Origin of the sequence: Kibdelosporangium philippinense (assembly GCF_021390435.2) — a bacterium.
GTDB lineage: Bacteria > Actinomycetota > Actinomycetes > Mycobacteriales > Pseudonocardiaceae > Kibdelosporangium > Kibdelosporangium philippinense.
On sequence record NZ_JAJVCN010000001.1, the window covers coordinates 1,701,944 to 1,726,487 of the forward strand.

23 protein-coding genes and 1 pseudogene are annotated in these 24,544 nt (G+C 64.6%); 15 read left to right on the forward strand and 9 right to left on the reverse strand.

Going from position 1 to position 24,544, the window contains the following annotated elements; translation table 11 throughout:
- Nucleotides 1–17: 17 nt before the first annotated feature.
- Entirely contained in the window at nt 18–1,094 is a 1,077-nt protein-coding gene (locus LWC34_RS07860) for a M20 family metallopeptidase (RefSeq protein WP_233724212.1), read from the reverse strand.
- A 25-nt stretch (nt 1,095–1,119) separates the two neighbouring features.
- On the opposite strand from LWC34_RS07860, the gene LWC34_RS07865 reads away from it, so the two are divergent.
- The 6 genes from LWC34_RS07865 (at nt 1,120) to LWC34_RS07890 (ending at nt 7,670) form a co-directional block, all read left to right on the forward strand.
- Nucleotides 1,120–1,890, forward strand: a complete 771-nt coding sequence (locus LWC34_RS07865; protein WP_233724214.1) for an SAM-dependent methyltransferase — start codon at nt 1,120–1,122, stop codon at nt 1,888–1,890.
- Nucleotides 1,891–1,899: 9 nt separating this feature from the next.
- Nucleotides 1,900–2,055 carry a ClpX C4-type zinc finger protein gene (locus tag LWC34_RS07870; protein ID WP_372496436.1) on the forward strand — a complete coding sequence of 52 codons (156 nt, stop codon included), beginning with the start codon at nt 1,900–1,902 and terminating at the stop codon, nt 2,053–2,055.
- A 171-nt stretch (nt 2,056–2,226) separates the two neighbouring features.
- Entirely contained in the window at nt 2,227–3,804 is a 1,578-nt protein-coding gene (locus LWC34_RS07875; protein WP_233724216.1) for an IS1182 family transposase, read from the forward strand.
- A gap of 262 nt (nt 3,805–4,066) precedes the next feature.
- A complete protein-coding gene (locus tag LWC34_RS07880) occupies nt 4,067–4,525 on the forward strand; it encodes a (2Fe-2S)-binding protein (RefSeq protein WP_233726385.1) in 459 nt (152 codons plus the stop codon).
- Nucleotides 4,525–5,502, forward strand: coding sequence for an FAD binding domain-containing protein (locus LWC34_RS07885; RefSeq protein ID WP_233724218.1), 978 nt, complete (start codon nt 4,525–4,527; stop codon nt 5,500–5,502). The genes LWC34_RS07880 and LWC34_RS07885 overlap by 1 nt, the downstream gene beginning before the upstream one ends.
- Nucleotides 5,499–7,670, forward strand: a complete 2,172-nt coding sequence (locus LWC34_RS07890; RefSeq protein ID WP_233724220.1) for a xanthine dehydrogenase family protein molybdopterin-binding subunit — start codon at nt 5,499–5,501, stop codon at nt 7,668–7,670. Before LWC34_RS07885 ends, LWC34_RS07890 begins: the two co-directional genes overlap by 4 nt.
- A gap of 45 nt (nt 7,671–7,715) precedes the next feature.
- Here LWC34_RS07890 and LWC34_RS07895 read toward each other — a convergent pair whose 3' ends face one another.
- The 3 genes and pseudogenes from LWC34_RS07895 to LWC34_RS58735 all read right to left on the reverse strand — a co-directional run.
- Complete coding sequence (locus tag LWC34_RS07895; RefSeq protein ID WP_233724221.1) at nt 7,716–9,029, reverse strand: nickel/cobalt transporter; 1,314 nt, start codon at nt 9,027–9,029, stop codon at nt 7,716–7,718.
- Nucleotides 9,026–9,250 carry a hypothetical protein gene (locus tag LWC34_RS07900; protein ID WP_233724223.1) on the reverse strand — a complete coding sequence of 75 codons (225 nt, stop codon included), beginning with the start codon at nt 9,248–9,250 and terminating at the stop codon, nt 9,026–9,028. Before LWC34_RS07900 ends, LWC34_RS07895 begins: the two co-directional genes overlap by 4 nt.
- 159 nt (nt 9,251–9,409) lie before the next feature.
- A pseudogene (locus LWC34_RS58735) lies at nt 9,410–9,616 on the reverse strand (hypothetical protein); the annotation flags it as partial.
- 338 nt (nt 9,617–9,954) lie between these two features.
- Between LWC34_RS58735 and LWC34_RS58740 the strand changes: the two are divergent.
- Nucleotides 9,955–10,125 (forward strand): hypothetical protein, encoded by a 171-nt coding sequence (locus LWC34_RS58740; RefSeq protein WP_372496437.1) that lies wholly within the window; start codon nt 9,955–9,957, stop codon nt 10,123–10,125.
- 58 nt (nt 10,126–10,183) lie between these two features.
- Here LWC34_RS58740 and LWC34_RS07910 read toward each other — a convergent pair whose 3' ends face one another.
- Together LWC34_RS07910 and LWC34_RS07915 are read right to left on the reverse strand one after the other, a co-directional pair.
- Nucleotides 10,184–11,746: a DUF4331 domain-containing protein gene (locus tag LWC34_RS07910; RefSeq protein WP_233724227.1), complete on the reverse strand. Its 1,563-nt coding sequence runs from the start codon at nt 11,744–11,746 to the stop codon at nt 10,184–10,186.
- A gap of 86 nt (nt 11,747–11,832) precedes the next feature.
- Nucleotides 11,833–12,237, reverse strand: a complete 405-nt coding sequence (locus LWC34_RS07915; protein WP_233724229.1) for a hypothetical protein — start codon at nt 12,235–12,237, stop codon at nt 11,833–11,835.
- A gap of 10 nt (nt 12,238–12,247) precedes the next feature.
- Between LWC34_RS07915 and LWC34_RS07920 the strand changes: the two genes are divergently transcribed.
- The 3 genes from LWC34_RS07920 to LWC34_RS07930 all read left to right on the forward strand — a co-directional run bounded on the left by LWC34_RS07920 (nt 12,248) and on the right by LWC34_RS07930 (nt 15,430).
- Entirely contained in the window at nt 12,248–12,676 is a 429-nt protein-coding gene (locus tag LWC34_RS07920; protein ID WP_233724239.1) for a hypothetical protein, read from the forward strand.
- Between the two features lie 175 nt (nt 12,677–12,851).
- Complete coding sequence (locus tag LWC34_RS07925) at nt 12,852–13,664, forward strand: hypothetical protein (RefSeq protein WP_233724241.1); 813 nt, start codon at nt 12,852–12,854, stop codon at nt 13,662–13,664.
- Nucleotides 13,661–15,430, forward strand: coding sequence for a serine/threonine-protein kinase (locus LWC34_RS07930; RefSeq protein WP_233724243.1), 1,770 nt, complete (start codon nt 13,661–13,663; stop codon nt 15,428–15,430). Before LWC34_RS07925 ends, LWC34_RS07930 begins: the two co-directional genes overlap by 4 nt.
- 109 nt (nt 15,431–15,539) lie before the next feature.
- Here LWC34_RS07930 and LWC34_RS07935 read toward each other — a convergent pair whose 3' ends face one another.
- Complete coding sequence (locus LWC34_RS07935) at nt 15,540–17,417, reverse strand: enolase C-terminal domain-like protein (protein ID WP_233724245.1); 1,878 nt, start codon at nt 17,415–17,417, stop codon at nt 15,540–15,542.
- The gene (locus LWC34_RS07940; protein WP_233724247.1) at nt 17,414–18,520 is read right to left on the reverse strand and encodes a LacI family DNA-binding transcriptional regulator; all 1,107 of its coding nucleotides are present in this window, start codon (nt 18,518–18,520) and stop codon (nt 17,414–17,416) included. Before LWC34_RS07940 ends, LWC34_RS07935 begins: the two co-directional genes overlap by 4 nt.
- A gap of 86 nt (nt 18,521–18,606) precedes the next feature.
- On the opposite strand from LWC34_RS07940, the gene LWC34_RS07945 reads away from it, so the two are divergent.
- The 5 genes from LWC34_RS07945 to LWC34_RS07965 are packed head-to-tail and all read left to right on the forward strand — an operon-like array spanning nt 18,607 to nt 23,564.
- On the forward strand, nt 18,607–19,962 hold the full coding sequence (locus LWC34_RS07945) for an ABC transporter substrate-binding protein (RefSeq protein ID WP_233724249.1): 1,356 nt from the start codon (nt 18,607–18,609) through the stop codon (nt 19,960–19,962).
- Entirely contained in the window at nt 19,953–20,867 is a 915-nt protein-coding gene (locus tag LWC34_RS07950) for a carbohydrate ABC transporter permease (protein WP_233724250.1), read from the forward strand. Before LWC34_RS07945 ends, LWC34_RS07950 begins: the two co-directional genes overlap by 10 nt.
- Nucleotides 20,864–21,676 carry a carbohydrate ABC transporter permease gene (locus LWC34_RS07955; protein ID WP_233724252.1) on the forward strand — a complete coding sequence of 271 codons (813 nt, stop codon included), beginning with the start codon at nt 20,864–20,866 and terminating at the stop codon, nt 21,674–21,676. The genes LWC34_RS07950 and LWC34_RS07955 overlap by 4 nt, the downstream gene beginning before the upstream one ends.
- Nucleotides 21,673–22,500 carry an NAD-dependent epimerase/dehydratase family protein gene (locus LWC34_RS07960; protein WP_233724254.1) on the forward strand — a complete coding sequence of 276 codons (828 nt, stop codon included), beginning with the start codon at nt 21,673–21,675 and terminating at the stop codon, nt 22,498–22,500. The genes LWC34_RS07955 and LWC34_RS07960 overlap by 4 nt, the downstream gene beginning before the upstream one ends.
- Nucleotides 22,497–23,564 carry a Gfo/Idh/MocA family protein gene (locus LWC34_RS07965; RefSeq protein WP_233724256.1) on the forward strand — a complete coding sequence of 356 codons (1,068 nt, stop codon included), beginning with the start codon at nt 22,497–22,499 and terminating at the stop codon, nt 23,562–23,564. Before LWC34_RS07960 ends, LWC34_RS07965 begins: the two co-directional genes overlap by 4 nt.
- On the opposite strand, the gene LWC34_RS07970 is transcribed toward LWC34_RS07965, so the two are convergent.
- Nucleotides 23,515–24,468 carry an anti-sigma factor RsbA family regulatory protein gene (locus LWC34_RS07970; protein ID WP_233724257.1) on the reverse strand — a complete coding sequence of 318 codons (954 nt, stop codon included), beginning with the start codon at nt 24,466–24,468 and terminating at the stop codon, nt 23,515–23,517. The genes LWC34_RS07965 and LWC34_RS07970 overlap by 50 nt on opposite strands.
- Between the last annotated feature and the right edge of the window lie 76 nt (nt 24,469–24,544).

The window sequence follows — 24,544 nt, forward strand, 5'->3', positions numbered from 1 at the left end:
TCACTGAGTATGCATACTCAGTATGTACGGGACAAGAGGAATTCCCGAAGTGCCTGGTAGTAGGGCTCAATGGTGGTGATGTCGACGTACTCCTGCGGGCCGTGCAGACCATCGCCGCCGATCCCGAAGATCACCGCGTCGATACCGTGCTGGTAGTAGAACCGGCCGTCCGCGGCGCCGTGTTTGACCAGGAAATCCCCGTCAAATCCCTGGTTGCGGGCCGCTTGCTGGAGTTGCTTCACCTCGGCCCGTGCCCGATCGGCCTTGTGCGGCGGATCGGCGAAGATGACGGACGCGCTCACCCCGGGCTCACAGAAACTCTCCAGGTACGCGACGATTTCCTGGTCGGTCCGGCCGTTGAGGGCGAGGTCCTCGGGCGGAAACCGGATATCGAGGCGAGCTTCCGCGTTGGCCGGGACTTGGTTGCGTGCACTGTTGTCGGTCTCGATGCGGGCGACGTTGATCGTGGTTTGCCAGACCTCCTCCTGTGGCAAGGGATACCGCGCGAGCAGGTTGTCGATGCTGCGCATGAGCTTGAGCAGGGCGTTGTCGGCGTTCCATGGGTACGCGCTGTGCCCGGCGCGGCCGGTGGCGCGCAGGTTCGCGCCAAGGATGCCTTTGGACTCGGTGACCAGGCGTAGCCCGCTCTGTTCGCCGATGATCACGAAGTCGCCGACAACACCCTGGTCAAGCTGGTATTTGGTGCCGTCACGGCCGCCAACCTCCTCATCGGTGACGAGCTGTAGCGCGATCGGTAAGTCGTGCCCGAGCTCGCGGAAAACCAAGGCCTCGACAAGGGCAGCGACCTTCATGTCGTGTGCACCCCTGGCATAGAGGCGATCGCCCTCGATCCTGGGCACGAACTGGTCCGCGCGGCCGGGGACCACGTCGAGATGGCCATTGAGGATCACCGGAAACCGTTGTTTGTTGGCGTAGACCAAGGCACTCGGCTTGCCGTTGGACTCGAACCGCTCGACGGTGAACCCCGGTCCAACGAAGTCGAGCACGAACTCCAACGCCCGATGCAGCTCGGTGGGCTTGTCGGCGGTGGACGGAATCGCCAGCAACCGCATGGCGGGCGCGAGAAGATCCATCAAACCAGGCTAGTGTCGAGGCGCCATGGAAACGACCCGTGCGAGCGTCACGCGAGTGCACAACGCCATGCTCGGCGGCACTGACAACTTCGCCGCCGACCGCGCGGTCCGCGACCACCTGCTCACCATCGATCCCGGCTTTCCCAACGCCGCCCGAGATGCCCGAGCCTTCCTTTTCCGAACGGTCCGATACCTGACGAGCGCGGGCATCACGCAAATCCTGGACTGCGGGCTTCGGCTACCCATCCGCGAGAACAGCCACACCGTCGCCCCGGGCGCCGAGGTGGTCTACGCCTCCGTGGACCCCATAGTCCTGGCCCACGCCCGGGAAGGCATGCCAGCCAACGCACACGTGACCGAAGCGAACATCAGTCGCGCGGACCGAGTCCTTTCCGACCCGACAGTCCGCGGGCACCTGGACTTCAGCAAGCCGATGGGCCTGCTGCACGTCCTGACCCTGCACCACGTGCCGGACCACGATGACCCCTGGCTCACGATGGCCCAATACATCGAAGCCCTGGCCCCAGGGTCGTACGTCGTCCTCGCCCATATGCGAGATCCCGGCCCCGAGCACGAACTGGCAGCCACCATCAAACGCGTCGGCACCGCCTACCGGGAAGGGATCGGCACCGGCTGGCCTCGCAGCACGGAGCGAATTCTCGACCTCATGCCCGGCCTTGTCTTGCTCGGGCCAGGCCTCGTTCCCGTCGGCAACTGGCGGCCGGACGGGCCACAGACCAGCAACCCAGGCCCCATGCAGCGCTTGTTCGTTGGCGCTGTCGCGCGCAAGCCCTAGTCTGGGCAGATGAGTACCAAGACGAAGCTGGCGTGCAGCTTTTGTGGCAAGTCTGAGGACAAGGTCGCCAAGTTGGTCGCCGGTCCTGGCGTGTTCATCTGCGATGGCTGTGTCGAGTTGGCCAGTCAGGTGATCGCGGAGTCCAAGGCGCACGACGAGGCCTGAGCTCCTCCTGGTGCGTTGCCCGCCCGGTTATGCTGCGATTACCCGCCGCCACCGGACTGCCGCAACCCACCACAGGAGGTTCGATGGACACCAGCGATGGCTGGTCTAGGAGGCCGCTGAATAATCGGCGTGTCGCCCCAGGATGTGGGTTTGAGCTGGGAGAATCGTTTCATGCAGGGTGTGGAGCGTGGTGATCGGGAGCTGCTGGACGCGGAGGCGCTGGTCGGTCATCTGGTCCCGGCGGGGAGCATGTTCGCGTTCCTGGCCGGGCATCGCCGGAATCTGTTCCCCGATGGAGAGTTCGAGGATCTGTTCCCCTCGGGCAAGGGACGGCCCTCGATCCCGGCGTCGGTGATGGCCTCCATCCTGGTGTTGCAGACCCTGCATGATCTCTCGGATCGGGAGACCGCTGAGGCGGCCCGGTGTGACCTGCGGTGGAAGGTCGCGACCGGGATGGCATTGGACGACAAGGGATTCGACCCCTCGACGCTGGTGTACTGGCGCAAACGACTGGCCACCTCGGGGCGGCCGCATCGGATCAACGACGCGGTGCGCACGGTCGTCGAGGAGACCGGGATCCTGCGTGGCCGCCGCAAGCGGGCGGTGGATTCCACGATCCTGGCCGACGCGGTCGCCACCCAGGACACCATCACCCAGCTGATCTCGGCGATCCGGCGGGTGGATCGGCAGGTGCCCGGCGCGGCGGAGCAGATCGCGAAGGTGTGTACCGGCCATGACTACAGTCGGCCGGACAAGCCGAGGATCGACTGGGACGACCCGGCCGCCAAGGACGCGCTGGTCTCCGCGCTGGTCAACGATGCGAACGCGCTGGTGGCGGCGCTGGCCGATACCGAACTGGAAGGCGACGCGGAGTTCGCGTTGGCGTTGCTGGCGTTGGTCGCCGGTCAGGATGCCGAGCCCGCCGAGGGCAGTGACGGCACTGATGGGCGGTGGCGGATCGCCCGCAAGGTCGCCCCGGACCGGGTGGTGTCCACAGTGGATCCGGATGCGCGGCATACCCGCAAGTCCCCGGAGAACCGGCGGGACGGGTATCGGGCGCACGTGGCGGCCGAGCCCGAGACCGGGATCGTCACCGACGAGAAGGTGACCACGGCCGCCGGCACGGAGAACTCCGACCCCGCTGTGGCCGAGGAGTTCCTCGACGCCGAGGACGGCAAGCGCGCGTGGTACGGCGATTCCGCCTATGGCACAGGGGATCTACGCGGTGGGATCGACGATGCCGGGCATGAGGCGGTGATCAAGCCCAAGCCGCTGCGGGCTCCGGTCGAGGGCGACTTCACCGTGGACGACTTCACCGTGGACGACTTCACCGTGGACGAGCAAGCGGGCACGGTCACCTGCCCCAACGACATCACCCGCCCGATCAGCCGGACCCGGGTCGCCACCTTTGGCGCTCTCTGTCGTGCCTGCTCACTGCGTGCACAGTGCACCACGTCCAAGACCGGCCGTAAAATCGTTCTGCACCCACGAGATGACCTGCTGCGCCAAGCCCGACGCGACTGGGCGGACAAGCCCGAACTGCGCGAGAGCTACAGGACGTTCCGCCCCAACGTGGAACGGGTCATCTCCCAGATCGCCAGCCGCGGTGGCCGACGTCTCAAACTCCGATATCTAGGCACCGGCAAGAACAACGCCTGGCTCAAACGCCGCACCGCAGCCTTGAACCTCCGCAACCTCATCGGTCGCGGCCTGACCCATACGGCGGGCGCTTGGACCCTGGCTACCTGAGGGAAACCACGGCCCAACCCCCAGTCTTGGGAGTTGTGAACCTCGTCGAGCAACCGCCCTGGGCTCCCTGAACGCCCAGCATCGCCCATGAATCAGCAAGGCCCAGGTCCTCGCCTGCCATCACTCGGTGACAACCAACCCGCAAACCACCCTAATTCAGCGGCCTCCTAGGCGGCATTTCTTCGGGCGAGCCGCTGCTGCTACGGCGGGCGTCGCCATTGTTGGCGGACAAGCGCCTGAGGCCGTCGCGGATGACGGCCTTGTGGAGGTTTCCTGCGTCATCAACGGGAAGCCCGAAACGCTGCGGATCGACCCACGCGTGACGTTGCTTGACGCGCTGCGGGAGCGGTTGAAGCTGACCGGCACCAAGAAGGGTTGTGACCGCGGCCAGTGCGGCGCATGCACTGTGCACGTGGACGGCCGCCGGGTTGTGTCCTGTTTGACCCTTGCGGCAACGTTGCGCGGCAAGCGGATCACGACGATCGAAGGCCTGGCGAAGGGCGACGAACTGCACCCGGTGCAGCAGGCATTCGTCGAGTGCGACGGTTTCCAGTGCGGGTTCTGCACGGCCGGGCAGATCATGTCCGCGACCGCGGTGATCGACGAGGGACGCGCCAAAACCGACGACGAGATCAAGGAAGCCATGTCCGGCAACATCTGCCGGTGCGGCGCGTACCCGAACATCGTCGCCGCGATCAAGCAGGCCAGGGGTGACGCCTGATGCACGGCTTCGCCTTCGCCGCACCGACGACCACCACCCAGGCGCTCACCGAAGCAAGCGACCGATCGGCTTTCCTGGCCGGTGGGACGACGCTGGTCGACCTGATGAAGCTGGACGTGATGACGCCGGCCAAAGTCATCGACATCAACGACCTCCCGATGCGCGGGATACAACGCGGCCGCGACGGCGTCACCATCGGTGCGCTGGAGCGGATGACCGACGTCGCCTTGAGCCTCGACGTCGCCAGGCTGTACCCGGTGGTCTCGCAGGCGTTGTTCGCCAGCGCGTCCGGGCAGCTGCGCAACATGGCGAGCATCGGCGGGAACCTGTTGCAGCGTACGCGATGCGACTACTTCCGTGACGTGACCATGCCGTGCAACAAACGCCAGCCAGGCAGTGGATGTCCCGCGCAGACTGGGGAAAATCGTGGGCACGCGATCCTCGGGACGAGCAATGCCTGTGTCGCCACGCACGCGAGTGACCTCGCTGTCGCATTGGTCGCGATGGACGCGAAAGTCCGGTTGCTCAGCAAAGAAGGCGAGCGGACTGTCGCATTGAATGACTTCTACCGGCTCCCTGGGGACACGCCGTCTGTTGAGAACGTTCTCAAACCGGGCGAATTGGTCACGCACGTCCACCTGCCCCGGCTGGACTGGGCCAGGTTCTCCGCATATGTGAAAGTCCGGGACCGTTCGTCGTACGAGTTCGCGCTCGCCTCAGCCGCGGTCGTGCTGGACATCCGGGGCGACAAGGTGTTCGACGCCCGGATCGCGGTCGGGGGAGTGGGCACCAAACCATGGCGACTGCCCCAAGTGGAGCAAGCGCTAAAAGGTAATCTTGCCAACGAAGACAGCTTCACGGCCGCTGCGGAGAAAGCTGCCGAGGGTGCAAGGCCGTTGGAACACAACGGGTTCAAAGCCGTTCTTGTGCAACGAACGATCGTGCGCGCGCTGATGTCAGTGCGAGGTGTGCGATGAGCGTTGTGGGACAACCTGTTGATCGGGTCGACGGTCCGCTGAAGGTCACCGGAAACGCGCTGTATGTGGCGGACAACAAGGTTGATCGCCTGGCGTACGGCTACCTGGTCACCAGCACGATCGCGTTAGGCACGATCACCGGCATGCGCACGGAAGACGCGCTCAAAGCGCCCGGTGTGGTGGCGGTGTACAGCCCGGACAACCCGTTGAAACTGTTCGCGTACACCCAGAACCAGAACGACGAGAACAAACCTCCGCTGCAGGACAAGGAGATCCGCTACCACGGCCAGGTGATCGCCATGGTGGTCGCGGAGACCTTCGAGCAGGCCCGAGACGCGGCCGGGCTGATCAAAACCACCTACGCCACAAGGGAACCGGCTGCCCGCTTCGATCCAGCCAAGGCCACTCCACCGCTCAGCGGGACGTCGGAGGTCAACGTCCTCGCTCCCGGCGTGCCGTCGATCGACGCGGCCCTCGCGGCAAGCGAAGTGACGGTCACGGCGACGTACACGACACCAGTGAACCATCACATCGCGATGGAGCCGCACGCCACGCTGGCCAGCTGGACCGGTGATCACCTGACGATCTACACCGTCAGCCAGGGCGTGCGGCTGGTGACCGCCCGGCTCGCGACGACACTGGGAATCGACCAGGCCAAGATCTACGTGCACAACCCGCACGTTGGCGGTGGTTTCGGTAACAAGTGGGGCAACTGGGCCCAGGTTCCGGTCACCGCGGCGGCGGCACGTGTGCTGGGGCGTCCAATCAAGACAGTCATGACCCGGGAGCAAACGTTCACTGTGGTCGGACACCGCCCTGCCTGCGCGCAAACGGTGTCGCTTGGCGCGAAACGCGATGGCACACTCACGGCGATCAAGCACGTCGGCATCTCGTCGTTGTCCCCAGCCAGCAACTTCTACGAGCAGGTCGCGAACACCTCGCTGGCGATGTACGCGAGCCCGAACATTCACGTGGCCCGCAGGATCGTGCGCTTGGACGTGCCACCGACCACGATCATGCGAGCGCCCGGCGAGTCCAACGGGTCTTTCGCTCTGGAGAGTGCCCTGGATGAACTGGCCGAGAAGCTGGGCATGGACCCCCTGGAAATCCGCCGGAAGAACGACTCGCCGGTAGCGCCAAACAACGGCAGGCGTTGGTCGAGCAAGCATCTCGACGAGTGCTACCGCATTGGTGCCGAGAAGTTCGGCTGGTCGCGTCGCAACCCTGTGCCGAAGTCGGTCATGGACGGTGACTGGTACGTCGGTATGGGGGTCGGTACCGCGACCTACTCGGCAGGCAGGGGAGACGCGTCCATAAAGGTCCGCTTCCAGTCCGACGGTACGGTGAAAGTGTCTGGCACCGCGGCGGATCTCGGCACTGGACAGTCCACAGTGTTCTCGATCATCGCTGCCGACAAGCTCGGCATCCCGGTCGGCAGGGTGATTGCCGAGCTGGGTGACTCGACTTCGCCGACCGCTGCGAACGCGGGCGGCTCATCGTCCACATCGACCAACGGGCCTGCCGTCCAGGTAGCGACCGACGCGGCCATCCAGGCACTGGTGAACTTCGCCACCGAGACACCGGGATCGCCATTCCAAGGCAAGGAAACTCGTTACGCGAACGGATTGTTGGTCGCTGGTGGACAGTCAATGACCTTCGGTGCGCTGCTGGCTGAATTGGATGTCCCGGCCGTTGAAGCGACCGCGACTTCCCCACGGCTCAACGACCCGGTCTACGCCTACCGGTCCTTCGGAGCGACCTTTGTGGAGGTCCGCGTCAACCGATGGACCGGCGAGCCGAGGGTGTCCCGGATGCTGTGCGTTGTGGACGCGGGCACGATCGTGAACCAGAAGACCGCGCACAGCCAGATCGTCGGCGGCCTGATCATGGGCATGGGACACGCTCTGCTTGAGGACACTCGGCTTGAGCCATCCGGCCGGTTCGCCAACACCAACATGGCGTCCTACCTCGTCCCGGTCAACGCGGACGTGCCACCGATCGACGTGCACTTCCTCAACTATCCGGACACCAAGCTGAGCGCGCTCGGTGCCAGGGGAATCGGCGAGTTCAGCATCGTGGGCGCCGCGGGCGCGATCGCCGAGGCGGTCCACAACGCCACCGGCAAACGTATTCGGGAGTTGCCGATTACGCTGGACAAATTGCTGTGAGAGCCTGTCGTGAGTGGTTATGCGCGTTAGAACGCGCATAACCACTCACGAGGGAATTAGGGCGCGGATGGTCAATCCGGTGCCGACAACAAGGACCATCGCCGAGGTCAGTACTGGGACGAAGCGGGTGTAACGTTGGATCCCGTTCGACAACCGGTCCATTCGATCACGGACCTTCACCAGAAGCAGCCCGGCGGTGGTCAAGGTCGCGGCCATTCCCAAGCCGTACGCGACAACGAGCAGCACACCGAACCACGTCCGTCCTAACGCGATCGCCCCGAGCAGCACGACCAAAGCCGACGGGCTGGGCACGAGCCCACCGGCCACACCCATTCCCACAAGACCGGCCTTGCTGAAATGCCCATGGCCATGACCGTGCCCATGTCCGTGGCCGTGCTGCTTACGGAAAGCTGATCGGAACAGCACCACGCCGATGCCGGTGATGAGCAACCCGCTGGCCACCCCGAGCCATTGCAGGACCGTTTCACCCGCAAGGACACTGGAAACACTGATCAACAGGCCAAGAATGAGCACGCCCGCGGTATGCGTCAGAGTCACGGTCGCGCCCACCAGAACGGCATCCCGCGGCGTTCCCTTGCGGCCCACCAGATAAGCGGCAATGACCGTCTTGCCGTGCCCAGGAAGCGCGGCATGGGACGCACCGAGCATCAGCGCGAGCAGGACCGCCAGAACACCCAGCCACAGCGTCAGATCCGCCGTACCGACAAGGTCGTTGAAAGCCGCGGCCAGCCCAAACGAACTCTCCGGCGCCGCGATTGGCCCAGTCGGAGCCGATCCCGCGCCCGGCTCCGCCATGAGTTCAACGCTACGCATATCCAGCGGTGAGGACAGCAAGTCCTCTGGATAGCTGCGCAGCTCGTTGCTGATGCTCTGCGCAGGCACATCCGAGTCGACCCGGACGCCGGTCCCGGCCGCAGTGATCTCGTGCCAGCCGACCCGGTCGGCACGATACGAGTCTGTGAACGCCAGCCGCACATGCCCGCGGATCTCGGCTGGCGCGCTCAGGTCACAGGTCAAACGGGTCGTCGCCAGATCTGCTTGGCCCTTCGTGAATTCGATCTGCGCGGAACGGACCGCGAACGACAGTTGACGCGAGTCCACAGTGGCTCGCACCGCTCCAGCCAGGTCCTGGCACTGGCGGCCAGCGTCGCCGAGCTTCTCCTGAAGAGTAGGGATCTCAGCGAAGTCCACAACGGACTTCACGTCAACCCGGTCAGGATGCAGGTGCAGGCCGTGATAGTGGTTGACACTGAAGTTGCCGAGCGGATGAGCCGACGCCGTTCCGCTCGGCCACAACAGCAACAGGCCGAGGACTACGACCACCAAACGCTTGATCATCGAATCGCTCCGAGAATGGCGTTTCGGTGTTCGAGCACAGTCGCGTTACGCCAGCCCAACGCGACCGCCTTGTCTGAATAGGACAGCGCATCGGCGTGACGCCCGTTGAGATGCAGCGCCCAAGCCATGGCGTCAGCGACGAAAACACTCTGCCGCTTGGTCCATTCGGCCTCAGCCAGACGCAACGCCGTCGCCTTGTCGCCACGATCCGCAGCGACCATCGAAGCGACCAGATCATCGCTCGCGCCCTGGGACTCCAGGAGCTTCTGCTGCTTGGCCAAGATGTCGTACTGCTGGTCCGCCTCGGCCTTCCGGCCAGTCTGGGACAGCAGCCTGGCGTAGTCCGGAATGTACTGTGGCGCCCGTGCGGTCAGCTCCCGATAGCCGTTGATTGCCTCGTCCACACGGCCTTGCGCCGCATGAACCTTGGCGCGACCATGTAGCAAAGCCAGATCTTTCGGCGTGGTCGCCAGACCCTGCTCGAAGTGCGTGCGCCTGCTCGACCTGGCCGATGTTCCAGGCCAGTTCACCGAGCTGGTATTCGCAGAACGCGGCCTCGTCCGAGGAGGTGGCCGAGTCAAGCCCACGCCGCATCGCCGAGCGCGCTTCGGCTTGCTGACCGTGCAGCTCGAAGTAGTAAGCGGCGCGGGTGAAAGCAGCCACGTTGGGCTTCAGATCCAGCATTCGCTGCACGGCGTCCATCGATCCTTTGTCATCGCCCAACTGCGTCAACGCATCCGCGAGGACGCCGTAGACCTCAGCTGTCTCAGGCATGAGGGCCTGCGCCCGAGTCGCCCAGTCTTTCGCCTCAGCGAAGTCGTGACGGGCGTTGGCAAGCGCGCCCATCCCGGTCATGGCTTCGCCATTGCCTTCCGGCATCAGCTTCACGGACCGGTCCAGTGCGCCCTGCGCTTTGGCGTAATAGTTGGGGTCGGTCGTGGTACGGGCCAGTTCGACGTACGAGCTGCCGAGCTGGGCCCAGCCTGAGGCGTCACCGGGAACCCGGTTGAGCCTGGCCTGCAACGAGTCCACGTTCTGCTTGAGCCGGTTGGTCCGGCTGATCGGCTCGACCGCGACACTGGACTCATTGGACTGAGTGAGGGTGACCGCGGCGGCGATCAGCGCCACCGCCGCGACCACGATCAGGAAAACCCTCATGACTGGCGCGTCCTGCGCTTGCGCCACATCCAGAAACCGCCACCAGCCAACGCAAGGGCACCGAAGGCGCCACCAATCATTGGACCGGCAGGCATGTCACCGATGACGCCAGCGCTCGGCGCGACGTCGACCATCACGGTGTTCGAGTTCACCGCGGTGTTGTGTGGCAGTGCCACGTAAGGGAACTTGGGCTCGAACCACTTGTCGTTGGCGTCCACTTTGTCCCCAGCGGCCAGCTCAGGCACGATCTGGCCGGTCTGCGCGGCACCCGCGAGCGCCTGCAGCTCGATGTCGACCACGTCGTCGGCGAGCCTGCGGCCGTTCGGGAACCCTTGCAGGTCACCGCCGAGCACACCGAGCCGGTTGGGCTTGTCGTTGGGCTGAATGGACGTGTTGAGCCGCAACATCTCCGACGGCACGAACTTCTTCGGGTTCGCGTCGGCGTTGTTCAGCTGCGAGTTCAGATCCGCCTTGATCGGGCCGTTCGCCTTGGTGGTGATGCCGGTGAGGAAGATCTCGACAAGGTCGTTGCGCGGTGTCGCCGGTGCCTTCAGCTTGTAGATCGCTTCGAGCAGCTTGGGCACCTCAGGGTTGGTTACCCGGTCCAGTAACGGTTTGATCGTCCCGTCCTTGTCCGGAGTCAGTCCGTTGAACGCGTCCTTCAACGCGACCGACGACACGACTTCGTTCACCAACGGGTTGCCCAGCCGGGAAACCTGGACGAACGGGCCTTCCGGCTTCGCCTGGCCGGGGGACAGGCGCAGGGTCTTGCGCTCGGTGTCGCTCCAGATCCCGATAACCGGGTTGCGCTTCGGGTCGCCCTTCAACGACAACTGGGACTTCGGCACCTGGATGGCGATCGTGTTGACGTTGTAGCCACGCAAGGTGTCCTGGCCGACCTCGCTCAGGTTTCCGCCGTACAGCAGGTCGAACACGCGCAGGTCGAGGAAGAACGAATCCTCGGCCGCGCCGACGTACGTCTGGCCGCCGCCAGGCAGCTTGGTGATGGCCTGGTCGCGAAGTGGGCGGTAGTCGGGGATCGACGCTGGGCCCACATTGGACGGTGCGACCCTGCCCTTGCGGATCAAGGTCTTGTCGTTGCCCTTGTCGTCCATCAGTTCGAGCTTGTAGTTCTGCCGGAACAGCAGATTCTCGTCGTCGAGTGAGGTGACCGGACCGTTGTTGTACAAGAAGGTGCTCTTGCCGCGCCGGTCGTCGTTCTCGAAGGTCCAGCGATAGGTCAGATCCGGCTTGGCGTCACCGTCGTTGTCGATGTTGATGTCGTAGTTCGCGTCGGCGGCCCACGGATAGAAGTTCGGGCCGCCGTTGGGTTCCTGCAACCCGAACCAGTTGGCCACCAACGTGACCGTGTCAGGGTTGTCCGGGCTGACGAACGCGTACACGTCCGTGTTGTCGACCGTGGGATCCGCCGCGATGAGCGGTGCTTCCCGATGGCTTGAGGCACTCGCGGAACCGGGGATGAACCCGGCGAGTCCGCAGCTGAGCAGTAGTGCGGCGGCCATCGCCAGCGGCTTTCGCCGCCCACGTAAGGCAATCATGACTTTCCTCCCCGCCCCGGCAGGCAAAGAGCCGGGCGCACCATGTCTTCGGTGCGCCCGGCTCAGCGGATTGCGAGGATTTTCGGTTATCTGAAGCGGAGCACCGCGACCCCGGCGAGCACGAAGAACACCAGGATGATCAACGAGCTGCTCTGGCCACCGGACGAGCTGGTCAGCAGCTGGTCAACCGCCGCGGTCAGCACCACACCGCAGTTCGCGGTGACCCAGTGCCTGCCTGCCTCCAACCGGGTGAACTGGACGTCGGCGACGAAGTTGCCGTCGGCGTCCGCGATCGTCGCGCCGATCCGTTCTCCTTTTGACATCAGTGTTACGGGCGCGCCGGGCGAGCATCCCTTGCCGGTCGCCCGCAACGTGTCACCCGGGCTCATGGTCACGCGGTCGAGCTGCAGCGTGCCGTCCGACGTCGGCTTCGGGTCCGCTGTGGACAGTGGCGGCAGCTCGGTCGGCGGGATCGACGGCGGTGTCGTCACCGGCGGTGTGGTGACCGGTGGCCGGGACGGCGGCGTCGTTACCGGCGGCCGGCTCGGCGGATTGGTGACCGGAGGCGTCACCGGCGGTGTCACCGGTGGCGTGACCGGGGGATTGCTTGGTGGATCGCTCGGCGGGTTCGACGGCGGTGGCGTCACCCGGAACGGCACTCGGGCAATCAATTCCAGACTGGGACAGGTTCCGGTGATTGTGTGGCTGTCCACCTTGGCGTCGGTGGGCACCTTCGCTGCGACCGTCCCGCTGGCAAGGCCCGGCGCCGCGCTGGCGATCTCCACGCCGTCGAAGCGGAACACGATCCCGGTCTTACACAAGGATCTTCCGCTGTTTCTCGAGAACCCGGACCAGCCAATGGTGATGTTCGACCCGGCCGGACCGCTGGCCGGGCTGACCGTCACCGCCGGGTTGGGCGCGGGCGGCTGACTACTGCTGGTCTGCGCGTCCGCGAACGGTGCGGCGACCAAAAGTACGGCTAAGCCGCCCGAAAGGGCAGCGATTGTTCGCGAACCAGTGCGCATGGCTACTACTCCCCTGAATACGTCCGCCACAGGTTGTAGCATCCCCATCCAGTTATCAACACCGACAATCGGGATGCCCAATGAGACGCGTGATTGCGGCAGGGGTTGCGCTCGGCGTGTCCGCTGTCCTTTTCGGTGGGTTGTCGTCGCCAGCGGCCGCCGCCGAGCCACTGAGGATCACGATCGCCTTTGATGGCAAGGACATCACCGGAAACACTGTCACAGTGGAACCGAGCAAGCCGGTCGAGCTCACGGTGACCGCGACGAACGATGGCGACACACCGGTGAACGTGCGCAGCGTGCGCGTGTCCGGAGTGGCGCTCGCGTTGACCTTCTTCTCGTACGACACAGTGGTTCGCTACGACGTCCCGGCACGTCAGACGGTGACCAGGACACTGGTCCTCGACCTGGCCGAGCTGGAAGGCCAGGCCATCGGCCTGCTGCCGGCGACAGTGGAAGTCCTGAACACGCAACGGGAAGTGATCGGCAGCTCGAAGACGGTCACCGACGTGCGCGGTTCACTGTGGTCGGTCTATGGCGTGTTCGGCCTCGCGCTGTTGGTGCTCACCGCCTTCATCTGGGTGACAGCGCTGATCGCCCTTGCGCGCCACAAGCTTTCGCCCAACCGGTGGAAGCGGGCACTGCGCTTCTTGCCAGCGGGCATCGGAACTGGCCTTGTGGCAGTGGTTTCGCTGTCGGTGCTGCGGCTCGTGCCGCCGGAGCCGACGGTTGAGATCCCAATCGTTATCGCGGCTGCTGCGATCGGCCTAGTGCTCGGATACCTGACGCCGCACCCGATCGCGCCGCCGACCGCCCCGATGGGCGGCCCGGATGATCCCACGATCGGTCTGACCACCCGCCGAATGGACAGCACCACCGAGGCTTACGGATGACAGCGCCGCTGAGCATGGTCAATGCCTTGCCGCAGTACACGATCGGCGGGCAGATCGGCTCCGGCGGAATGGGCGAGGTCTTCTCCGGCGTGCACCGGACGCTCAACCGTCAGGTGGCGATCAAGCAGTTGCCACCCGACATGGCCGGGCGTGTCGGTGCCTTCGTCCAGTTCGACCGCGAGGCAAGGGTTCTCGCCAGTCTCGACCACCCGCACATCGTGCCGGTCTACGACTACGTGCAGAACCTGCTCGTGATGGAGAAGCTGGACGGCGGCACGGTGTTCGACCGGTTTCACGCCGGGAAGATCGACCAGGAACAAGCCTGCGCGATCACGCTGGCGATGCTGTCCGGACTGCACGCCGCGCATGTCGCGGGTGTGTTGCATTTGGACGTCAAACCGAAGAACCTGCTTTTCAACACCGCTGGTGTGGTGAAGGTCGCGGACTTCGGCATCGCGCAGGTGATCAGCGAAGGTGCGACGCTTGTCACGCACGGCGGTCAGATCCTTGGCACGCCCGCGTACATCGCCCCAGAACAGGCGATGGGCAATGCGCTGACCCCGGCCGCGGATGTCTACGCGGCCGGAACAGTGTTGTACGAACTGCTCAGCGGTGAGTTGCCGTTCGACCGGGATCGCGGTGCGCTGGCGTTGATCCGCCAGCATATGTTCGCCGACCCCAAGCACATCGAACGTGTCCCCGAACCGTTGGCGACTGTCGTGATGCGCAGCATCGCGCGTGAACTTCCGGCCAGGTACAAGGAAGCTGAGGCATTCGCGACCGATCTGGCCTCGGCTGCGACGAGTGCGTACGGCCAAGGCTGGCTGGAACGATCCGGTATTCCGGTGCTGCACCTCGCGCCTCGGGTCGTGGCCGCTTTGGCGACTGGCGCGGCACCGCGTGAAGAACTGACGATCGCCACGCCGAAGATCGGCGGTGTCACGGCCGATCCGACCATTGTGGACCCGGATTCGCCCACGTTGAAACGCCCGCGCGTGCCCGGCTGGATCGCGGCGGCTGCTCTGCTTGGCGTAGTCGTGGTGTCCTTGCTCGCGCCAGCGACCTTGTCACACGACAGCACCTCGGCGATGTCGGTGCGTAATGCGCCGAGCATTGGACCGGCGACCGTTGATCTCACGAAACCCATTGAGGTCACCGGAGATGACGTGGTCGACGGTTCGCTGACGATGTCGATGTCCGGCGCGGGCATCCCGCTCGGCTCGGGATCGAGTCAGGTCGAGCCCGATCGTGACCGAAAGTTCACCACCGAGATCACGATGCCGCCGATCGCCCGCTGGCTCGTCGGCGGCACGGTGACCGGGGAGCTTCGGTGGACGCCGAAAGGCGGCGGCCCACAGGCTGTCCAGACGTTCACCCTCAAGGCGGAACAACATCCGCTGGTCACCGTGATGGGTACCGGAAGTCTGCTGCTGGCGCTGTTTTCCGTCGCCTACCTGGAATCCACTTCGCGGACAATCCGCCGCGGCTACCGTCGTCCGTCTGCTCGGTACAGCGCAGGGCTGCTCGGTGCGTTGATCGGCTTGGCGATTTGGCTGTTCACGTCGGTGATGCTTGGCCACGAACTGAGCATGGTCTTTGGCATCGTGGCGGTCGTGATGGCCGGAGCCGGTGGCGCGTGCCTGATCATCGCGACCGAACGTGCCACGATTGTTGCGCGCCATCGGGCACTATGGCGGGATGGACGGCAAGGCGTACTTGGAGAAGGTGATCAGCGATCGACTGCGGGCAGCACGGGAACAGCCTGAACCCGGCCTCGGCGCCTCGCTTCTGCTGCCGGAGATCCAAGGGATGGCGACCGGCCTGATCGCCGCGGGCGTACTGACCCCGCAGGACGCCGAGCGCCTGCTGACCGACCTACGCAAAACCATGGAACGCGCCGGATGGATCGGGGTGATCCGGCAGTTTTCCGCGCGAACCAGTCATTTCGGGCCTGTTGTCCGCCGAACGTCCGATGCTGCGCCGGTCAGCCGACCCGTCGTGCCCGCCTTGCCGCCGGATTCCCACGACCTGCTCAGGGTGATTCCGTTGGTCGGCAGGAACATCAAGCATGGCGACGTCATCCGGACGCTCATCAGCCTTGAGGTGTGGAGTGACGTGCTGATCCTGCGATCGGCCGTACCGCAGGACGGCGAATGGCGGCCGGACATCACCCGCCAGCTGTTCGACGGCCGGATCCGTTGGCGCGCTTGGGACGACCAAGGCACGCAGTATCGAAGCACAAGCGTGACCGGAGGTGGCAGTTCCGGCACCGGTGATCTCATGTTCGAGAACCGGGCGTTCTTCCCAAGTCCGCCCGAAGAGGCAGACCTTCTGACAGTGATAGCCGAACACCCGGACCAGCAAGCGGCCATCGAACTCCCACTCCACTAGCCACAAACGCCTCCCCAACCACCGTGTCCACCGTTGCTTGCGGCCGTGTCCACCGTTCCGGCACACCGTGATGCACGTTCCGACACACCGTGTCCACCGTTGCTTGTGACCGTGTCCACCGTTGCAGCACACCGAAATACACATTCCGGCATGCCGAGGTTCTTGCTGCGGCATCGCCAGGCTGGAGCCAGGCAACTCATGGTGCTGGAACGTCGATTTCATGGTGTCGGAATGGTCGACACAGTGTTCTGGAATGGTGGACACGGTGTGTTGGGTGGGGTCAGGGGCGGTGGGGGTGGCCGTCGGTTGCTCTGAGTAGGGCCCAGCGGTCGTGTTCGCCGGGCTCTGGTGGTGGGTAGTGCTTGGCTGCTGCTTCGTCGAAGTCCACGCCGAGGCCGGGGCTCGTTGAGGGGTGTAGGGCGCCTTGTGCGGGGATCGGGGTGCCGGGGAAGACTTCGAGAGTTTCCGGACCGGTGTCAGGCCGCCGAGCGTGGGAATTCGTATCCTGGCGAAGTCGATTGCCCGTGCCTGAATCAACGGCAGGAACTGGGTGACGTCGTGGAACAGCTCACCCATCGCCAACGGAACCGGCGAAGCCCGGAAATCCGGGAAATAGCTGGCGTCCTCGGGAGCTAACAGGTCCTCAAGGAAGAACAGGTCGAGTTCCTCCACTGCGGACAGCAAACTTCGTGCCTGTGCGGGTGGCAGGCGCTCGTGGACGTCGTGCAACAACTTCAGCGAGTCTGGGATGCCTGACCTGACCGCGCTGAGGACACTGGGAACGAAACGGAGATATGCCAACGAATCCCAGCGGCCATCCCGTGACCGGGACAAGGCGCCTGCACCATACGTGTCCGTCCCCGGCACGGCGACTTGGACACGGATGTGCCGGAAACCGCGCTCCGCCGCGGCATGCACGCCGTCGATGATCTCGCCGACGTCACTACCGTCCACATGGGTATAAGCCGATGCGTACTCACGGACTCGTCCGCCCAGCAAGGAGAACAGCGGCATCCCAGCGGTCTTCGCCTTGATATCCCACAGGGCTACGTCGATTCCGGCGAGCGCGTTGCCTTCGATCGAGCCGCCGCGCCAGTAGCCGGAGTTGAGCAGAAGCCGGTGAATGTCCTCAATGTCCGCAGGATCGCGGCCGATTACCGTTGGCCCGAGGTAGTTGTCGATTACCGACCGCACAGCCAAAGTACGCTGCGGATCGCTCACGCACCCCAAGCCATACAAGCCAGGAGTCGAAGTCTCGACGCGCACGATCAGGTACGGCGATCCCTGTGGCGCGGTCAGAAACGTCCGAACCGCGGTGATCCGCACTCCCGTGCCAGGCCACGGCGCCGACGCGAGTATCAACGGCCTTCCCAAGGCGCGCCAACGACTCGAAGGTGTCCCGGCGCTGATTTGCGGTTCTTCACGGTCACTGGCAGCACGATCATCTCGGGATCGGCCGGTCCTTCGGTGACCCGCGAGTGCAACAGTCTCATCGCCCGGCGGCCCAATTCCCGAGACGGGAGCTCGACCGCGGCGACCGTCAACGGCAGCACATCGAACGGTCCCGCATCGTCCATTCCGGCCAGATCCACGTCACCGGGAATGTCCAATCCCAATGCAGCCAGATCGTGCGCCGCCGTGGCGAGGGCGTAACCGTTGGAGCACAAGAACACTGTCGGTGGCTGCGGTCCATTGAGGAGCTCGCTCAACATCGCCCGGCGTTGTTCGACCGGCTGGCTTCGATAGCGACGCAGTACCGTGAGATCAGGTCGAGCCGGGATGTTGTTCTCCCGCAAGGCTTGGAGGTGTCCGGCCAGGCGATCACGGACACTTGTCGCGTCGGTTTCGTCCCAGAGCGTCGCGATCACGCGATGACCGATCTCGATCAGCTCGACCGTGAGGTCGTGGCCAGCGCCGAAATTGTCGACGAGCACCGCGTCCGTCGCCAGGTCCGAACGGTAACGGTCGACCATCACCAACGGCACCCGTTGTGCGCGGACCTCTTCGTAGACACCCTCGATCCTGCTGCCTTCGGCCGGGTAGATGATTATCCCGCTCGCGTTGTGCGCCAATGCCTGCCGCAACGCGTGTTCCTCACGCGCTGTATCGCCTTCACAGTGCGTCAGATACAGCCGGTAGCCGAATTCGGCGCAGCCTGCTTCCACTCCGGCGAGCAACTGGGACACGTGCGGGCCGTGGTACTGCAGGATGCACGCCACGGTCTGGTCGCCGGGTGCTGGTTTGCGTTCCGCGACAAAGGTTCCCTGGCCGCGCCTGCGGATCACGTGACCTTCCGCGGCGAGTTCGTTCAGCGCGCGCACGGCCGTGGCATGGCTGACTCCGAAGCGTTCGCAGATCTCCCGCTGGGTCACGAACGGCTTGCCGGGGGAGTACTCGCCTGCCGCGATGGCAGCCAAAAGCTCCCGCTTCACCTGCTGGTAGAGCGGTGGTTGGGCTCCTGTCACCGGACGACTTTAACATGCTAATTGTCCTTGACATGCTAAATCTGCCGACCTTACGGTTGCCCCCATACAGGCACTGGGAGGACACCGTGGTCCGGCTTCTGGCTGCTTTAACCGCATCGGCTCTGCTCATCAGTGGGTGCAGTGGTTCGTCGTCCGGCGGCGATTCCGGCGACGTCACGCTGGAGATGTGGACCTTCAAACAGACCCACGTCAAACCGCTCGAGGCAGCGGCGGCGACGTTCAAACAGCAGTCCGGGATCACGGTCAAGATCACCGCCTACACCCCTGACGACGCCTTCAAGAGCAAGGTCATGAGCGCCGCGTCCACCAAAAATCTGGCGGACGTGATGGAGGTGCACGCGGCAGGCGAGGATTTCGTGCTTGGCGGCGCCGGAATCCTCGCCGACATCAAGGACAACGTGAACGAGGGCTGGAAAGCCCGGTTCCTCAGTGGGACATCGGACGCCGGTCTGGTCTCCGACCTGCGCTATCAGCGGTCCTTGCAGCCGAAAGCGGCCGACGCGGGCATCAAGCTCGGCCAGCTGTTCAGCATTCCGTTCACCACGGGTGCCTTCGGAATCGTCTACGCCAACAAGACCAAGCTGACCGCCGCCGGGCTCGACCCAAGCAAGCCGCCGACCACGTGGTCGGAGTTCATCTCGTGGCTGAAGACCGCGCAGGAGAAGGACGCGCAGTCCGGCGGACTGACCTTGGGGCTCAAGTCGTCCAGCACGGGCTTCAATTGGGCGCTGCAGCCGCTGGCGTACGCCTACCTTGGCAAAGACCGCTACCAGGCGTTGTTCGGCAAGGACGCGGCCAAGACGTTCGGCAGTCCGGACGGCCAGCAAGTGCTTGCTTTGTACGACCAGCTCACTCCCTATTGGACTCCGGGAACGCAGACGCTGAGCATCGACGACGCTGACCGAGCGTTTGCTCAGGGCAAGTCGACCTTCAACATCGGCGGCACGTTCACCCTCTCGGCCATCCAGCAGGAAGGCATGAAGGCAAGCGACGTGCTCGCGTTCAGCCTGCCAGCGGCGTCGGACGGCGTGGTGAAGAACCTCAAGCTCGCGCCACTCGCGCTGACCGGCCTGTCGATGTCGGGGCAGACCAAGAATCCGGACGCGGTCGTCAAATGGATGGACTTTCTGACCACAGTGGACCAGGCAGGCGCGTTCGCCAAGGCATCGCTCGACCTTCCCGGCGTCGACCTGGGCGACAAGGCAGGCGAGCTACTTGGCCCGGACTTGGCTGCGCTGCAGCAAAGTTTCGGCAAACCGGGACCGGAAACGTACGACGCGTTCGACACGGCGTTCCAGAGTCCGGTCTACGACCAGATGATCGCGGGTGACGCGCTTGTCAAGATGTCGCCCCTGAAGCAAGAATCGCCCGAGTCGACCAACCGTCAGCTCGGCACGATCATCGCCGACTCGTGGAAGTAAAGCGACGCCGCAAGATTCGCGAGGCGCTCACCGGGTACGCGTTCATCGTCCCCGCGGTGATCTTCTTCGCGGTGTTCGGCGTGTACACCCTCGGCTACAGCCTCCTGCTGAGCTTCGCGCGGTGGAACGGGTTCAGTCCCAAATGGACTTGGGTGGGTTTGGACAACTACCTGGATGTGCTGTTCCGGGATCCGAATGTCGCGCCATATGTCCAAGACGCGGCTGTGCACACGCTGTTCGTGATGATCGCTGTGCCGGTCCTGTCGGTGATCGTCGGCTTGCCGGTCGCGCTCGCGTTGAACCGCGTCACGTTTCTGCGAACCACGTTGCGGACGGTGTTCTTCCTGCCGTTCGTCACCACTGGCATCGCGGTGTTCTATGCGTGGAGCTACGTCCTACAGCCGCAGGGGTCGCTGAACTTCATCCTCGAATCGTTGGGGCTGGGCACATTGGCTCAGCCCCAAGGGTTCCTCGGTAACCCGGCGACCGCGCTGCCGACGTTGATCGCGGTCATGGCATGGTCAGGGATCCCGATCGCGATCCTGCTCTACCTCACCGGTCTGCAGGCGATCGATCCTGCCGTGCTCGACGCGGCCAGAGTGGACGGAGCGACTGGCTTTCGCACCACGACATCGGTGATCTGGCCGTTGCTCCGGCCGATCACCGCCGCGGTGATCCTGCTGGGGCTGCGCGACGCGCTGCAGAACTTCCAGGTGTTCCTGCTGATGACCAACGGCGGGCCGGGCGGGCACACCAACGTACTCGGACTGGAGATCTACAAGCAGGCGTTCTTCAAAGAGTTGCGGCCGACACTGGGCATCGCCAGCGCGATCGGCTGGTTGCTGTTCGGCGTGGCGATCGTGCTGGCGTTCGTGAACGTCCGGATGCTGCGGAGCCGCACATGAAAGCCCGCGTGATCGCGTATGTTCTGCTGGGCGTCTATGCCCTGATCAGCCTGTACCCGTTCGCGTGGATGGTGTCGGGTGCGTTCAAAGACCGCAAGGAAGTGCTCGAAGGCGGCAATCTGATCCCGGACAGGCCGACGCTCGACACGTTTGCCACGACCTGGGGCGAGCTGGATTTCCTGCCGTACTTCGTCAACAGCCTGCTGGTCACTGTCGCCACCGTGATCGGCGTGTTGGTGGTGTACTCACTGGCTTCCTATGCCTTCGCGGTCCTGAAATTCCCTGGCAGCAAGCTGATCTACGCCGGGTTCGTCTCGTTGCTGTTCGTGCCGGGGATCACCGTGTTGCTGCCGGTCGTGATCCTGCAGCAGGAACTTCAACTCCTCGGCACGCAGCTCGGCCTGGTGCTGCCGTTCGTCAACGGTACGGCACCGCTGGCGATCCTGTTGCTGACCAACGCCTTCCGCTCGGTGCCGAGCGAGCTCCGTGAATCCGCGCGATGTGATGGCGCCAGCGAACTGCGCACGTTCCTGTCGATCTACTTGCCGGTGTCCCGCCCGGCGCTGATCGCGATCGCGTTGCTGACCGCGGTGCCCACGTGGAACGAGTATGTGCTGAGCAGGGTGTCGCTCAACGACGCGGCCGTGTTCACCTTGCCACTGGGGCTGCAGAGCCTGACCTCGACCACGTCGCCGCAGTACAACGTGATCATGGCGGCGTCGCTGATCATCGTCTTGCCGGTGATCGTGCTGTTCGTCTTGCTGCAACGGTACTTCGTCAATGGACTCGTAGGGGCGGTCAAAGGGTGAAGGTGCTGGTCACCGGGGCTGGCGGGGCACTTGGCGGCTTGGTTGCCGAGCAGCTTTCCGCCGGGGGACACAGTGTCCGGGCGCATGACAAGAAGACGATCTCCGGGTCGGTCGGGGACTTGGCGGATCTGACCCACGTTCAACACGTTGTGGCCGGTGTGGACGCGGTCGTGCACTGCGCAGCCATTCCGTCCCCTGTGGACCATCCGGACGACGAGATCTTCCGCAACAACGTCCAATCGACGTACAACGTTCTCGACACCGCGGGCCGGGCCGGAGTCGGCAGGATCGTCTACATCTCCAGCGCGTCCGCCCTAGGCCTGGCGTGGTCGCAATTGGACGCCTCGCCGATCGAGGCACCGGTCACAGAGGACCATCCCTTTGTCGGAGACGACGTCTACGGCCTGTCCAAACAGGTCGGTGAAACGATTGCGGCAGCCGCGAGCAGGCGTTGGCGGACAACGATAGTCAGCCTGCGGTTCCCGTTCATCGGAACAGGAGAGCGGCTGGAACACCACCTGAAGCCCATCCACGACGATCCAGGCGTCGACCGCGGCGGGTTGTGGGCGTGGCTGGACATGCGTGACGCGGTCAGGGCAGTCGAGGCCGCGCTGACTGTTCCTCTTGACGGACACCACCTGCTGAACGTTGTCGCGCCCGATACGACCGCTTTGGTTTCGACGGCCGAATTGTTGGGCACCTACCACCCGACGGCCGTGATCACGCGGCCGTTTGGCGAATTCGAGTCGGTGTACTCCGGTCAGCGGTGTCGTAGGGTGCTGGGGTTCGAACCGATCTACGGATGGCGAGGAGTGGTTCGATGAGGATCGGGATCGTCGGACTCGGTGTGATCAGCAAGGTGTACCTGGAAACCCTGCGGGAGTTCGCCGAGACCACGGTCACCGCCGTCGCTGACCTCGTGCCGGAGCGTGCGTCAGCGGTCGTGGGCGCCCGGGCGACCTCGGTTGACGAGATCTACACGGCCCCGGACGTCGACCTGATCCTGAACCTCACAATTCCGACTGCCCACAGCGCGGTGGCCCGAAGCGCCATCGCGGGCGGCAAACATGTCTACGGCGAGAAACCGCTAGCCATCTCGACTGTGGAATCGCGGGAAATCCTGTCGCTGGCCGAGAATGCGGGCGTGCAGGTGGGCTGCGCGCCGGATTCCGTGCTGGGCACCGGAGTGCAGACCGCGCGGGCCACTTTGGACAGTGGTGGGATCGGTGCTCCTTTCGCCGCAACGGCTTTCATGACCACACCTGGGCATGAGCGCTGGCACCCGGACCCGGAGTTCTACTACCGGCACGGCGGTGGGCCGCTGATGGACATGGGTCCGTACTACATCAGCGCTCTGGTTACCTTGCTCGGCCCAGTTCGCCGGGTGGTCGGAATGGCGTCAACACCACAGGCGACGCGGACGATCGGCAGCGGACCTCGTGCCGGAACAGTCTTTCCGGTCGAGGTGGCTACGCACGTGACCGGCGTCTTGGAACACAACACCGGTGCACTGTCCACAATGATGATGAGCTTCGGCGTATGGGCGGGACAGCTGCCGCGTATCGAGATCTACGGAACCGAGGGCGCGTTGTCCGTCCCGGATCCCAACGGATTCGAGGGCACTGTGTCTGTGTTCCACCCATCTGATCCACAGTGGAGTGTCGTCCAGCCGTCCGCCGGATACCTTGGTGCGAACCGTGGTTGTGGTGTCGTGGACATGGTCAGGGCGATCGATCATGGAATGCCGTCGCGGGCCAGCGGCGAACTGGCACACCACGTCCTCGACGTGATGGAGTCACTGCTGGCTGCGGCGGATTCTGGGAAGTCGGTGGACGTCCTCAGTATGTGTGACCGCCCAGCAGCGGTCCCCTTGGGCGGGGGAGACTGAAGTAGACGCGGACCGTCGTCCCGGTCGGCGTGGTGTGCATCCTGACCAGGTCGGCCAGCTGGTTGACCAGCAGCAGCCCACGTCCACCGAGCTGCCTTGCCAGCGCGGGAACCCGCCCGGCGAGCGGATTGCGGATGTAGCCGGCGTCGCTGACCTGGCACAACAGGGTGTCCGGCTCGATCCAGAGATAGACCGTGCCGATCCCGCCGCCGTGCCGCACGCTGTTGGCGGCCAGCTCGTCAACCGTCAGCACGAGATCGGTGGTCCGATCGGGCGCGAGCCCGGCGTGGGCGGCGAACTTCTTGACGCACCTGCGCAGTTCGCCGAGGCTGGTCGCGTCGACCATCCGGCACTCGGCATCGTGTGGCGCGACCAATGGCTGGTTGTACGTCGCGACAACAACATCGGGCGCGAACGACGCACTGGCCCGTGGCCCGTCGGTGTCGATCACGGTCGGATGCGTGCGAAACGCATCTGCCAGGACAGTGGGGGAGAGGCCTTCGGTGTCGTACGGGCACAGAATCGTGGCCCTGCGACCCGCGAAGGCACGATTGATCAGCGCCTCATGCTGGGCGCAGGCGGGATATTCGACGACAGAGCGATCCGGCCAGATCGGCTCACCGATGATCCGGACCCGGCCTCTGTGCTCGTCCGCGAACGCCCGCAGCACGCCGGGAATGATCCGGCCGGGATTACGCCCTTCCTCGGTCATGTCCAGCAGCTTGACCTGCGCGGCCGACGTACCGAGCGATTGGCGGATCAGATCCAGTTGCGGCCCCGGCACGGCGACAGCCACCGGCTCGCCCTTCGCCAGTCCTTCGGCGATGAACGGGACAGTTCCGGCGATGTACTCGTCGGTGCCGCGATAGAACAGCGCCGGGTGCACAAATGGATCTTGTGCCATCAAGCCCCTTTGTGTCAGGGAAGAAGTCCGTCTACGATCCCACGCCCGGCTGACGTCCGCACGACGCGGTCAGGCA